This is a genomic window from Paenibacillus sp. Y412MC10 (assembly GCF_000024685.1).
Taxonomy (GTDB): Bacteria; Bacillota; Bacilli; order Paenibacillales; family Paenibacillaceae; genus Paenibacillus_AQ; species Paenibacillus_AQ lautus_A.
On the sequence record NC_013406.1, the window covers coordinates 4,162,525 to 4,176,189 of the forward strand.

Here is a 13,665-nt window from a genome sequence, read left to right on the forward strand (position 1 = left end):
ATCGAACGATGCTCTTTCTTAAAATATTTTCTAAGGTTAACGATAACTTAATAACGGAGGCTTTATATGACAATGACTTTACATACCCTGGGTTCTGAAATCCGAAAAGAATGGCTGGAGCATATCCTGCCTTTTTGGGGAGGATTGAAGGACGAAACCAACGGCGGGTTTTACGGCCAAGTGAACGCCGATTTAAAGATCGATGAACAAGCAGCCAAAGGCGGGATTGCCTGTTCAAGAATTTTATGGAGCTTTAGCGCAGCCTATCGGACGACGGGGCACGAAATCTACGCAAAGTATGCCAGGCATGCCTTTCAATTTCTCGCGCGCCACCTCATTGATCGCCAATATGGCGGACTGTATTGGATGGTAGATTACAAGGGAGTCCCGACAGATACGAGGAAACATATCTACAATCAAGCGTTCGGCGTATATGCATTAAGCGAATACCACCGCGCTTCCGGGAACCAAGAGGCATTGGATCTGGCCAAAGAGCTGTACCGTCTGATCGAGAGTAAGGGGTATGATGCGAAACGGCAGGCCTACAAGGAAGAGTTCGACCGGGAGTGGAACGAGCAGCCCAACGAAATGCTTAGCGGCAACGGCGTGGTCGCGCATATCACGATGAATACGCATATTCACGTCCTGGAAGCTTACTCCACGCTTTATCGGGCTTGGCCCGAGGCGGTGGTCCGAGAATCGCTTCATAACCTGCTGTCCATTCTGTACCATCACATTTTCGATGCTGATCGGAGACGTTTAGGGGTGTTTTTTGACAAGGATTGGAACCCGCTCGTGGATGTCACTTCATTTGGCCATGATATCGAGGCCAGCTGGTTGATGGATGAGGCGCTTGATGTCATCGGAAGCACGAATCCGGATTATAAGCGCATGGTTCTGGACTTGGCGAATGCCGTATCTGAACGGGCCGTGCAGCAGGATGGTTCGCTCATGAATGAGCAAGAAGGCTCACATCTGGATACCTCCAGAATCTGGTGGGTCCAGGCTGAGGCTATGGTCGGTTTTTTCAATGCCTATCAGCGTACGGGAGATATTCAACTTCTTGAACAAGTCTTCAGAATGTGGAATTATACGAAAAAAAATATTATCGATTCCCGCCCGGGCAGCGAATGGTTTTGGTCCGTCAATGAGAACGGACGGCCGGATCAGCACGAGATGGCCGGACCATGGAAATGTCCGTATCATAACAGTCGATTTTGCTTGGAAATCTTAAATCGAATCGAACATGTAAGCAGCAAGCTCTAACAGAATAACAATCAGAAATGCGCCTTCGCCTTTATTTGTCTCAGACGAGCAGGTATACTGTACTTGGATCATGGAATGATTGCATACATACTCGGACAGATGGTCTACTTCGACTGTAGATAAAAGGAGACAAACGCGATGAACAAAAACATAACGATGAAGGACATCGCGGAGCAAGTTGGCGTCAGCACGGTGACCGTCTCGAAAGCCCTGAACGACAAGGAAGGCGTAAGCGACGAGTTAAAGGCAAGAATCAAAGCCATCGCCAGCGAAATGGGCTATCGGGTGAACACCGTTGCCAGGTCCATGCGCGAAGGGCTGACTTACAACATCGGCGTTATCATTCCCGAACGTTTTACCGGACCCGACCAATCGTTCTATCTGCGCGTCTATCAAGAAATCTCCAAGGGATTGGAAGACTACGGGTATTACGGCATACTTCATATTTTAAGCAGCTCGGATGAACAGACCTTGCAGCTGCCGCGCATCTATTATGATCGCAAAGTGGACGGATTCATTCTGCTGGGACAGATCAGTAAGCCTTACATCGAGATCATGCACGCCATCGAACCGCCGATTCTGTTTCTGGACTTCTACGATGACCATTCGGATATTGACGCGGTGGTTTCGGATAATTTTTACGGTGCCTATGAACTTACCAATTACCTGATCCGGCAAGGACATCGCAACATTGCCTATGTGGGCAGTTTGCATGCCACAAGCAGCATTCAGGATCGGTTCCTGGGTTACTATAAATCGCTGCTGGAGCATCATATCGCTCTTCGGCAGGACTGGGTAATCAACGATCGGAATGAGTACGGCAATTATCTCGACATCGAGATTCCGGATGAATTGCCAACAGCTTTCGTATGTAATTGCGATCAGGTCGCCTATTTGGTTGTGCAGAAATTGCAAGGCATGGGTTACCGCATTCCCGATGACTGCTCCGTCGTTGGTTTTGACAACGATATCTACGCCACGCTGACCGTGCCGCACCTGACGACGGTTGAAGTCAATATGAAGCAGCTGGCTCAAACGTCGATCCAGTCCATCTTAAGCAAAATCAGCACCCCTGATACCATATTCGGCAGAATTGTGGTGAAGGGCAAGATCATCTATCGTTCCTCCGTCGCCAAGATGTAAACCCCTCCCACCATCAAACATGCCCCGAACCACGCATCGTGCGCACAGGGAGCAGTGCGCACGATGTACAAAACGATTGCAAAAGAAAAGACAGCTGCATGGATGCGGCTGTCTTTTAAATTCGCGAAAAATTTTCGGCTATTTATTTGCTTGTCTTCCACGTTAGCGCAGGTCTCGTCAAAGAATAAACGGCACAAACCAGGGACACGATGACGATCCCCCCGCCGACCCAGGCCGTGCTGGCTACGGTGCCTCCCTGCTCTAACACGAGCCCCCCAATGGCAGAGCCCAATGCGATACCGATTTGCAGCGCGGAATTGTTAAAACTTTGCTGGATATCGGACGAACCCGGATCCACTTGAATCAGATAATTCTGCAGAGGAGGAGCCAGGCTCCAGCTCAATGCCCCCCATATCATCATCACGATTAAAAACACGCCAATCGAAAATGTGGATAATGGAAGCACGAACAATACCAGCATGAATGACGTAATGATGATCACGATGCTCTTATGCGATCCGATCCGATCCGCAAGCGCGCCGCCGAACGCCCCGCCGCCGACGGCGGATAGTCCGAACAGGAAGTAACAGATGCTGATCCAATAAGGGCTCAGACCAAGCTCCGATTCAAGAAACGGCGTGAAGTACGCATATATGGTGTAATGCCCTGCAAGCATGAACAAGGTGGCCAGATGCGCACCGGCGATTTTCATCTTGCCCAGCGCCTTGATCTGAACGGATAACGGCGTAACATTTTCAGGCTTGATCCGGTCCAGGAACATATAGATCAAAATCATGGAACCGATCGACAGGAAGCCGATACCCAGGAACAACACCCGCCATCCGAAAGCCTCGCTGATCAGGATGCCGAGCGGCACGCCTAGTACCAATGACGAACTAATCCCCATATAGATAACGCCCAAGGCTTTAGCGCGATGTGCAGGCTCAACCACCTTGGCGGTAATCGTCAAAGATAACACGATAATCAACGCCGTACTCATCGCGGTTAAGATTCTGGCTGCCATGAGCAGCGTAAAGTTCGGGCTTACATAAGCCAGCAAGTTACCAATAAAGAAAATAAACAAGGAAATCAGATAAAGCCGTTTGCGCTCCACTCTTGCCGTCAGCGCAAGAAGCACCGGTCCCGCTATCGCATAGACCAGGGCGAACACGGTAATCAGCTGACCCGCCGTACCGAGCGAAATATGCAAGTCGTCCGCAATGAGCGGCAGTATCCCGCCAACAATAAGTTCAACCAGCCCGACGGATATCGTCGATATCGCTAGGATTAATACTTTCAGATTCATCTGGAATGAAATCCCCTTTCTTCGATGTCATGTTTATAATCAACAAAAAAATCCTGATTACAAAAAATGAGTAAACATTTTCTGTAGTCAGGATTTTCCGGTTCCTGGTAGAGACCCTCAGACCATATTAATGAGGTTATACATTCAAATAAAATATTCAGTTGCACAACAATCGTTGATTAATTTATCACATCCGTTACGAAAGATCAACCTCCCATGCAGGATTCCAGCAAATCTCCCACAAATGCCCGTCCGGATCGAGAAAATGACCGGAATAGCCTCCCCAGAAGGTGTCTTGTGCCGGCACGGTTACGGTCGCTCCCGCTCTACTGGCTTGCTCCATCACCTCATCCACTTCTTCCTTGCTGCCGACGTTGTGGCCGATCGTGAATTCCGAAGAGCTTGGGGACGATAAGGGAACATTCGCTTCAACCGACAGATCCCTGCGATTCCATATCGCCAGCTTCACACCGGCTTGCAAGTCAAAAAATGCTACAGCCCCATGCTCAAATTCAGTGCCAATGATTCCTTCGGTCGGGAGCCCGAGTCCGTCACGATAAAACTTCAGGGACCGTTCCAGGTCATCAACGCCAATCGTAAGTACGGATATGCTTGCTCTCATTTTACGTTACCTCCTGTACATCATCATTGATACTTCTACCCCATTGTCGTTCAACACCCGAATGAAAGATTGTAAAAAACGGACAAACCTTGCCGCCGCCATGCATGCAAAATTTATGGTTGAAAAGCCTGCTTCGGCGACATGCCGTATAAGCGTTTGAAGGTGTTAATAAAATGAGGCTGATCATAATATCCGTATTGGGCAGCGATATCAGGAAACCGATTAGGCTTGGAACGGCGCATCTCCTGCAGCAAATTCTGGAATCGTATGATGTCCGTCATTTCCTTCGGCTTCATGCCCAATTCCTTCTGAAACGTTCTTCTTATGTTTCTCTCGCTGTAATTCATTTTTTCGGCCAGGGCATGAATCGTTATTCTCCCCTTGGAGGCGTATAAATGCTGCATGCCTTGCTCCACCAGCGGCTCAGAACGTATGTTACTCCGTCTTAACGCGTTGAATAAAAACGTCTCGATCAGCTCGATACGTCGGGCGGAATCAAGAGCTGTCACCATTTCTTCGTTCAAGTGATTCACTTCTGCCCCCCACGCTTCATCCAAGAGGACGGGACCCTCCCGAAATTCGGAAGCGGGAAATTGGATGAACGGACGAACGGTTTCCGCATAGAAGCGAATACCGAACAGAGACTGCTCCTGCGTGAGTATCGCCGCTTCATAACGGGACATCAGACCCGTAACGAAGCCGGTGGCCGAGGCGGTCCGTGCCTTCATATTAAATATGATATCCACGCAACCGTCGGGAAGGATGCGATGGAGCGGAGCTTGAATGGACGTGACTCGGTATTCCAAGCTCCAATAACAGGCTACATATGGCATCAATGGCTGGCACGGCCTATACTCCGTATAGGCATAATCTGAAGCAGGAGATTGAATCTCTATGGCCGGTGCTTGTACAGGCATAAAATTCCGCAAAGTGCTCACCCTTAATTATGCTTGAATTAGCAAACAACTTGAATGGAAAAATGTAGTCTTAGCGTCTATCAATCATGCTGTCCTGCTTGAATCTGCAGGTTCATAATTTGACCGTTTCGCGACGTAATATAAACCTTCCAATCCCCCGTTACTCCACGCCCGTCATGCATGGCGAATGTCCGGGTTCCCTCCGTGCCGGCTTTGACATCCGCGTATCCGAATTCCTCCGTTCCCCGGTAGACCTTCAGCATCACGTGGCCCGTGCTGTTCTTGTTATGAACCTTAACGGTTAATTTGCTGCCCTGCTCCGGCATGGTGGTAAACGTGTTTTCGTACGCATTGACGCTTTGGTACTTATCCAAATTTATATATTGCACCGTAAAAGGCGTGTTGCTGTCAGCACCCTCAACTTCCTCTATGTACGATGCCTGGTGATGAACGAGTTCGCCCGCACTCTGAGGGAACAGCGCCAGCGTCAGAAACATGGCGAAGCCGACTCCAAGCCATTTCATTTACGGCGAAACACCTCCAATATATTTCCCTATGCGCACCGCCGCCTCGCGCAGCGCTTCCTCTTCCTGGACCAGCGCGATTCGCAAGTAGCCTTCACCTTCAGAGCCAAAAGCATCTCCTGGTATAACCGCCACGCCTGTATTCAACAGCAATTCGCGGGCGAACCGCCGCGAACTCCATGCTTCCTCGCGAAAAGCTACAGGCAGCCGCGCCCATAGAAACATCGTGGCCTGCGGTTTAGGGACGTCCCACCCCGCTTCGGCCAAGGAAGCTGCGAGGACATCACGGCGCTGTTCATACAGCGAAGCAACACCTCGTTCCTCGTTGGAAGCAGCCATGGCTTGACGCAATGCATGGACCGCCGCTGTCTGAACCGGCTTGAACACGCCGAAATCGATGTTGCTTTTGTATTCCCGCAGCGCGCCGACAGCTTCCACATGACCGGCAAGAAAACCGATGCGACAGCCTGCCATATTAAAGCTTTTGGAGAAGGAATGAAACTCCACCGCGATGTCGATGGCGCCTGGAGCCTGCAGTACGCTTATCGGACGATAACCGTCAAAGCCCATTTCGGAATAGGCCAGGTCATGGACGATGAGCACGTCCCATTTTTTCGCCAAACCGACCAACTTTTCAAAAAAAGCAAGATCGGCCTGAACCGCAATCGGATTCCCCGGAAAATTCAGCAGGATGAAGGTCGCTTTCGCCCAAATCTCCTCCGGTATGCTGTCCAGATCGGGCACGAACCGCCGCTCTTCTTTCAGTGGCAAATACCAAGGCGTTACCCCTGCGATCGCAAGGGCTCCGGCATAAATCGGATATCCCGGATTCGGCACAATAGCCATATCCCCCGGATTGCATATGGCTTGAGCCAGATGCGATAATCCGTCCTGAGAGCCCATTAAGGCCAGTATTTCCGTATCGGGATCGACGTTCACGCCGAAGCGGTGCTTCATCCATGCTGCCGACTGCTCTCGGAATTCCATGGTTCCTCTGGTGCCCGGATATGTATAGTTATCTTCTTTTAGCGCTTCTTGGCTCAGGATCTCGCGTATATCCTCAGAAGGACCACGGTCAGGACTGCCGATACTCAAATCGATGATATGTCTTCCCGCCTGGGCAGCTTCTTGTTTCCATTCGCTGACCTCGGCAAATATCGAAGAACCGATCTGTGATAATTTGTCTGCACGCCATGATCGCTTTGAAGTTTGATTCGGCATGGTATTCACCCACTCCACTTTTTTTTCCTATATTATAGCATGATGCCGGCTGAGCTTCTCTTGGAATTAAGATCTGGGGCTTGACTTGAAAAGCCTTTCATAACGTAAGATCGAACCATACAAAAAGAGAAACCAGGAGAAGAGACAACCATGACCAGATTGAGAGAAACCATTTTTATTATCGCGTTTACGTTTGCAGCCTTTGTGCTGGGTACCACCGAATATGTCATTGTTGGATTATTGAAGGACATTAGCGCAACTCTCAGCATTTCGCTTGCGGCTGCAGGTGTCCTCGTATCCTGCTTTGCTATCGCTTATGCGCTCGGAACGCCTTTTGCAGTGACGCTGCTCGGACGCATTCCACGGCATGTTACCATCCTGTCAGCGTACATTGCGGTGTTGGTGTTTAATTACTTGACCATCTTCGCCACCACGTATCCTGTCATGCTGTTCATTCGCATCATCACCGCCATTCTGTGCGGATTGACCTTGTCGCTGGCCATTGCCGCAACCAGCGAGCATATGAGCGCTTCCCGCAGGGCTGGCGCGGTTGCCTGGATCATTGGAGGTTTTTCCATAGCGAATGTCCTGGGCGTTCCCGTCGGGACGCAGATCGGCCAAATGGCTGGATGGCAAACCGCTTTTATCGTTACTTCACTTGTGGGGATCATCCCGCTTGCGTTCATGTTGGCCGTTATGCCCAAGAGCAATACGATTAGCGTAAGCTCCATGAAGCAGCAATTTGCCTTGTTCACAAATCAACGGATTCGTCTTGCATTCTTCATTCCGGTTTTCGGCGTAGGCTCCGTATTTATTGTATACACGTACATCACGCCGCTGTTAGAGAACGTGCTGGGGATACCGCAGCAATGGATCAGCACCGTCCTGCTAGCTTACGGCGCTTTCACGATTTTAAGCAACTGGCTTGGCGCCAAGGTAGCGCAAGGCAATTCCCGGGTAAAATTGAAAGTGATTTTCACCATCCAGGCGATGATTATGACGGCTTTGGCTCTAACCCTATCGCTCCCGTGGATGGCATTGGCATCCTTGATGCTGGTCGCCTGCTTCTCCTTTGCGCTCAGTACCGCCGTTCAGTTATACCTGATTGACTTGGCAGATGAATCTTCGCCCGGCTCCAAGGACTTCGCTTCCACGCTCATGCCGGTTGCATCCAACATGGGAATTGCGCTCGGCTCCCTTCTGGGCAGCCTGGTCGTGGACAGCATTGGCCTGGCCTACCTGCCGTGGGCCGCAGTTGCATTCGCTATCGGAGCTTTTGCCATAACTTCCCGCTGCCATCAGCTCGACCAAGAGCAATCGGAGTTAACGCTCCTGACATCGGTTAAAGCTTCATAGAACTATTTTAATCCTTCTCATGATCAGATGAGAGGGATTTTTTTGTACGGCGGAAATCGGTCATTCTCGCTATAACAGATACCTTATCACTAAAGCGGCACAGTAAACTCGTATTCATTCGATGGTCAACCAAATCCAAAGCCTATTTGGAATTCAAAAAGCTTACCCGTTATGTAACGGCGTAAGCTTTTTGTTATGCTGTTATTCAGTTCAGCAGGAATCGGCATGAGTCCAATATCATGCCGATTCCTGCTAATAGCGAATCCGCTGTCCTCACAATCTCCTTATTCGGCTTCCATTTCGGCGTAATAACGGATCCTCTGTCCTCATGAGCTCCATTTGGGGCATTTTCCAGCATGTAGCAGAGCCTTCTTTTGTGTACATGTGTCCAATTACAGGCCCATTCTAGCAGATAGAGATTCCTCTACTTCGATATGTGAGGTTAACGGACACTGGTTCCGCTATTCCTTTGTTTTTACCTATTTCATGGCATTATGCGGACTTGAGATCCGCTATTGTCGGATTTAGCGTGGATTCGTCCGTGATTATGGTGCAATAACGGATCTTGTGTCCGCTTGATCACCATATTAGGCCCATTTCGGCGAAATAGCGGATCCTCTGTCCTCATCGTCTCCCTATTCGGCTGATTTCAGCGACGTATTACCGACTCATCCATTAGGATACCAACACCATAGATCCAGCATTGTTAACTCCTTGGATTTGTGATATTAGAGGACACTGGTTCCGCTATTCCTTTGCTTTTACCTATTTCATGGCATTATGCGGACAAGAGATCCGCTATTGTCGGATTTAGCGTGGATTCGTCCGTGATTATGGTTCAATAACAGATCCTGTGTCCGCTTGATCACCATAATAGGCCCATTTCGGCGAAATAGCGTATCCTCTGCCCTGATGGACTCCATTTCGGCGTAATAACGGATCCTCTGTCCTCATCGACTCCATTTGGGGCAATTTCCAGCAAGTAGCTGAGCCTCTTCTATAAGCATGTGTCCAATATCGTACCGATACCAGCAAATAGCGGATCCTCTGTCCACACAATCTCCCTATTCGGCTGATTTCACCAATATAGGGTTGCGTCGTATTACCAACTCCCCATTAGCTGTCCTCACAATCACCATAACAGTCTCACTCCAGCAGGCAGCGGTGCCCCCTCATTCTACATCTGCCCACTTAGTCTACATGTATCCAATTTCAGGACCATTCCAGCATATAGCGAGCCTCCGAATCGTCCATCTGCTCGTTCGATCCCCTGCTTAAGCCGCCATCTCCCGGCATGCCTTCGCACATCTGAAGCAGGCTTCCGCACATTCCTGACAGTGCTTAGCATCATGCTTCTTGCACTCGTTTCCGCAAGCTTCACAAACATCGGCACAGATCCTGCATATTTCTCTGGCATACATGCTGTTCGTGGACATGGCCTGAGCCGCAAAATTACAAATATCCGCGCACTGTCGATCCAATCGTATGCATTCCTTCATCATCGCAACATCCTGCTCCTCCAAACATGCGGTGTAACAATGGTTACAAGCCACCATACAGCGCAAGCATTCCTCGATGCATTTTTGAAATGATTCGTGTGACATACAACATTCTCCTTTCGGTGTTAGCGATTATAGGATTACCTTGTACCAAGGTTGTATGTCATTAACCAAAACTTGTGAAGATTCAATGAGGATTTTTTGGAGCATCGAGTTGTCGAGCTTAAAGGTGTGATTAAATTAGATAAAAAAAGACGACTGCGCAGCAGCCGTCTCTCCTTTTTCATGATGCCATGAATGCACCATTTCCCGTTAATATACTTCGAGTTGAGCATTCATCGAACATCCCATTATTTTAGCCAGTCCTCACAGGAATCCGCCATTTTTTGCAAAGCTTGAAAGAACATGCTGGCATGGTAACCATCACACACCGCATGGTGCACCTGCATTGAAACCGGCAGCAGCATACGCCCTCCCTGCTCGGCGTATTTGCCGCCCGTGATGATCGGCAGCAAATATTCTTTATCATTGGCAATATTCAGATTGAACCCGCTAAATCTTGCCCAGGGAATCATGGATATGGGAAACGTATTGGGTGGTGGATTCTCCTTAACGAAGATCCCTTTGACATCCCGATAACGTTCCATGTCCTGCTCATATAGATCATGGAATCGATCAAAATCGTTCACAAATTCAGTCCATAAACAGGAGAAGGTATGATCATCCTTGTGAAAAAAAGTATAACTTGGCGTCATGGAATCCCAGTACCCCAGCTGCCCCTCTGGGCTATACGAGGTTTTGAATTCTGCGCGTTCATTGACAACCCGGGTCACCATGTAAATAAAAGCCGGGTAAAGCTTATACCCCCGAATCTTAAGCGCTTGAAGCAACAGCGTGATATCCGTGTCTAGAGTCATGCTGTAGGTGCATTGATTTACGTTTGTGTAATGCTCGAAATACGGCAGTCTGTTCCACCGCTCAATATCAATGGTATGGAAATTCATTTTTTTGCCCTCCTAAAATAAAATCGTTCTATTTCAGGAGGGTACATCCACCGCTTTAACCACAAGCCATCACTCCAAAGTTTTATATATCAGTCAGCAAGCTCAACGATTACATTTAAAATCCCGTACGACTTTCACGCATCAGAGAAAAAGGCCGTGTTGAACGCTCATATTGCGTTGTGTCCCTATTATAAATCATCACGCTCTTAAAAAATAGAGAATGACAATCCATGCTCCCGCCTGCTTATGTACCTTTGAACTCAACTCAGCGCGTCTCGTCGACGGGATACGATCAAAAGAAAAGGCTTCACTCCTCAAGCAGATGCTCAAGCAGCAAAGCCTTTATCCTTCCAATCTTAATGAATCACTTCCGGCAATTGGGTAAACAGCAGGTTTACCGGCAAATTGCTTCCCGGCGCAGCCGTCAGCATGATTTCAACCTTTTGCTCGTAATCGCCCGTACGGTAGAGAACCGCTTGCTCTCCTGGGGATACCTGGCCCAAGGAATAAATCGGTACGATCGTTCCATTCATCATGGCATAACCCGAGTACTTGCCGCCCCGCGGGTTAAACGAGATCAGAGTATTCGGTGCTACGCGATCCAGCGTGATTTTATACAGGACGCCGAAGTTGCCGGTATTGTGCGTAATATCTCCGACCATAGGATCCATGCCTTGCAGGTTAGGGTCATCCTGGTTGTCTCCAAGAACGAGACGCTGGGATTCTGCCCCCACCAGCTCGGAATAACGAATGATCCGCGTCGAATCCGGATAGGTTCCACGGTTATGAACGCCATCGCGATCCAGGATCGGCAGCGTGCTCAGCACCTTTAATGGATCGGATTTTTCGTCAATCATCACGACGTCAAACTGGATCGGAAGGTCGCTATACATATCCGAGTACAGGGAAATGACATGCCCCTGCTTCATTCGTATCTCGCTCAGCTCCGTCATGACCAGCTTCTGTTCGCCAGGTGCAAGCGTTACGGAAGTTCGCTTCGAACCGTCTTGCATGGATTGGAAATAGTTCAGCACGGACTTTTTGCCAGCTGCCGTCGCAATCGGCGATGGACCTGCAAATCCCAGGTAATCTTGTCTGAGCGTTACCGGGGTAGTGTTCTTGTTAGTTGCAATCACGTACATCTTCACATTTTTGTTCAGATTGTTCACGTGGTGAATCATGAAGCGCATGTCGCCTACCGCTGTCTCTTGATACACGATGCCCTCGCTGTTTACGGTTTCAGGGCTGTTGCTGCGGATCAGCGTGCTCGGCTCGTCGTAAAAATCATAATTGATTTTCGGACGCGAAGTGACGTTGCCGAGGAACGAGAATTTCTCTCCTTCCGGAATGAAGAGCATATTGAAATCGTCTTGCTCATACAACGTCTCGTTCGTTACGTTGATAGTCGTCTCGTAAGAGGAGCTAAGTCCCTTCTTATCGGTGACGGTCAACTTGATGGTGTACACGCCAGGCGAGAAGAAGGCATACTCTTTGTTCTCCCACTTGTACGTCAGGTCCTCGTTCTTGTCCTGGTCGTCGTAGCTTTGATCCGTATAGGTGATCAGCTCACCCATTTTATACTCCATCTTATCGGTTTCGAACATGGCTACAGGCGGAAGGTTCGGCTGAACGACCGTAATCGTTTGGCTGTATGGTTCACTCCAAGCTCCCGTCGAATCTTGAACCGAGTAAGTGACTATGTATTGACCTGGCGCATCAAATATATCTTGCTTGCCTTCCCAACGTTCGTCGATGATTTCACCTTGCACATTCTCAACCTGAGGTGTATAGGTAACTGTAGTCTTCCCTGCAAAGATCTCTTTAGGGCCTACCGTAAACTTCGCAACCGGCTTGCTTTCCAGACTCATGATAACACGCTTGCCAACATTGTCCACTTTATATTGAATGTCCAGCGCTTGCGTGATGGCTGTCAGCGGAACCATAAAGGTGCTCTTGGTTTGGTAAGAGGTGCCTTTCATCGTTTTGGTCACGCCGTTGACGGTATACTTGCTGCTGTCCGTTTTGAAGCGGAGCTCATTGCTTCCTTTGGTAATAATCGTTTCTTTGGTCTTCTTATCGTAAGTGACCTTGAAGCCTACACGATCCACAAGGGCACGAATGGGAACATAGGATACTCCCTTCTTGACTTGCATCGGCTGCGGTGCATTGTAGGTAACGCCGTCTTGGACCATCTTCGTGCTATTAAAATAAAGAATAAGTTCCTTGCCCGTCACGGATGGCGTGTTATTCTGGTTGTTCTGCCCTTCCGTAGTCGTTCCCGGTTCTTGCACTTCACCGGTTTCCGTCCCCGGCACTTCGGTCGTTCCTGTTTCGGTTGTACCTGTTTCGTTGGTTCCTGCTTCATCCGGCGCTTGAGTTCCTTCTGTCTCTGTCGTATCGGATGTCTCTTGAACAGCGCCTGTAGCGTCTGTACCCCCGGATTTCAGTGATTTCGTTGCCGCTGAATTTTGCTCATACACTTCTTGGGTGACTGACGGTTGCGTTGGGTCTGCGGCATTGGCATCCGCGCTCGCCGGATAAGCTGCGGCCAGTTGGGCAACAGCCAATACGGTTAGCAATGATCGTTTCTTCAGTTTCATTACATAACTCCTTCTAATCCTTTTTGATATTTTAATGAGGTCATACTATTAGACGTAAATTTTGGTAAAAAAGTTTCTCTGAACTGCGAATAATATTTAAGATGATGTAGAACTTTGTTAAAAACCTATAAAAAATCCCGAAACAGCATCAAAGCTGTAACGGGACTAATAGGTCACACGACAGAATTCATATAGATGCTCCTAGAT

The 13,665-nt window shown here is 48.9% G+C and carries 11 protein-coding genes and 1 riboswitch; of the genes, 3 read left to right on the forward strand and 8 right to left on the reverse strand.

The window, feature by feature from the left end; all coding sequences use genetic code 11:
• Window positions 1–66 precede the first annotated feature (66 nt).
• Both GYMC10_RS17880 and GYMC10_RS17885 read left to right on the forward strand, forming a co-directional pair.
• Window positions 67–1,266, forward strand: coding sequence for an AGE family epimerase/isomerase (locus GYMC10_RS17880; protein WP_015735822.1), 1,200 nt, complete (start codon window positions 67–69; stop codon window positions 1,264–1,266).
• Window positions 1,267–1,404: 138 nt separating this feature from the next.
• A complete protein-coding gene (locus tag GYMC10_RS17885; RefSeq protein ID WP_015735823.1) occupies window positions 1,405–2,409 on the forward strand; it encodes a substrate-binding domain-containing protein in 1,005 nt (334 codons plus the stop codon).
• A gap of 142 nt (window positions 2,410–2,551) precedes the next feature.
• Here GYMC10_RS17885 and GYMC10_RS17890 read toward each other — a convergent pair whose 3' ends face one another.
• The 5 genes from GYMC10_RS17890 to GYMC10_RS17910 form a co-directional block, all read right to left on the reverse strand.
• Window positions 2,552–3,715, reverse strand: a complete 1,164-nt coding sequence (locus tag GYMC10_RS17890; RefSeq protein WP_015735824.1) for an MFS transporter — start codon at window positions 3,713–3,715, stop codon at window positions 2,552–2,554.
• Window positions 3,716–3,779: 64 nt separating this feature from the next.
• Window positions 3,780–3,879: riboswitch (purine riboswitch) on the reverse strand.
• A 32-nt stretch (window positions 3,880–3,911) separates the two neighbouring features.
• Complete coding sequence (locus tag GYMC10_RS17895) at window positions 3,912–4,337, reverse strand: VOC family protein (RefSeq protein WP_015735825.1); 426 nt, start codon at window positions 4,335–4,337, stop codon at window positions 3,912–3,914.
• Between the two features lie 113 nt (window positions 4,338–4,450).
• Window positions 4,451–5,254, reverse strand: coding sequence for a DUF6597 domain-containing transcriptional factor (locus GYMC10_RS17900; RefSeq protein ID WP_015735826.1), 804 nt, complete (start codon window positions 5,252–5,254; stop codon window positions 4,451–4,453).
• Between the two features lie 80 nt (window positions 5,255–5,334).
• Window positions 5,335–5,778 (reverse strand): hypothetical protein, encoded by a 444-nt coding sequence (locus GYMC10_RS17905; protein ID WP_015735827.1) that lies wholly within the window; start codon window positions 5,776–5,778, stop codon window positions 5,335–5,337.
• Window positions 5,779–6,999 carry an aminotransferase class I/II-fold pyridoxal phosphate-dependent enzyme gene (locus tag GYMC10_RS17910; protein ID WP_261979307.1) on the reverse strand — a complete coding sequence of 407 codons (1,221 nt, stop codon included), beginning with the start codon at window positions 6,997–6,999 and terminating at the stop codon, window positions 5,779–5,781.
• A 150-nt stretch (window positions 7,000–7,149) separates the two neighbouring features.
• Here GYMC10_RS17910 and GYMC10_RS17915 point away from each other — a divergent pair, with 150 nt between their 5' ends.
• Window positions 7,150–8,355 (forward strand): MFS transporter, encoded by a 1,206-nt coding sequence (locus GYMC10_RS17915; RefSeq protein ID WP_015735829.1) that lies wholly within the window; start codon window positions 7,150–7,152, stop codon window positions 8,353–8,355.
• Between the two features lie 1,274 nt (window positions 8,356–9,629).
• Here the strand turns inward: GYMC10_RS17915 and GYMC10_RS31940 are convergent.
• The 3 genes from GYMC10_RS31940 to GYMC10_RS17925 all read right to left on the reverse strand — a co-directional run bounded on the left by GYMC10_RS31940 (window position 9,630) and on the right by GYMC10_RS17925 (window position 13,458).
• Window positions 9,630–9,959 carry a four-helix bundle copper-binding protein gene (locus GYMC10_RS31940; RefSeq protein ID WP_015735831.1) on the reverse strand — a complete coding sequence of 110 codons (330 nt, stop codon included), beginning with the start codon at window positions 9,957–9,959 and terminating at the stop codon, window positions 9,630–9,632.
• Window positions 9,960–10,204: 245 nt separating this feature from the next.
• Complete coding sequence (gene catA, locus GYMC10_RS17920; protein WP_015735832.1) at window positions 10,205–10,858, reverse strand: type A chloramphenicol O-acetyltransferase; 654 nt, start codon at window positions 10,856–10,858, stop codon at window positions 10,205–10,207.
• 356 nt (window positions 10,859–11,214) lie between these two features.
• Window positions 11,215–13,458 (reverse strand): stalk domain-containing protein, encoded by a 2,244-nt coding sequence (locus tag GYMC10_RS17925; RefSeq protein WP_015735833.1) that lies wholly within the window; start codon window positions 13,456–13,458, stop codon window positions 11,215–11,217.
• Window positions 13,459–13,665 lie beyond the last annotated feature (207 nt).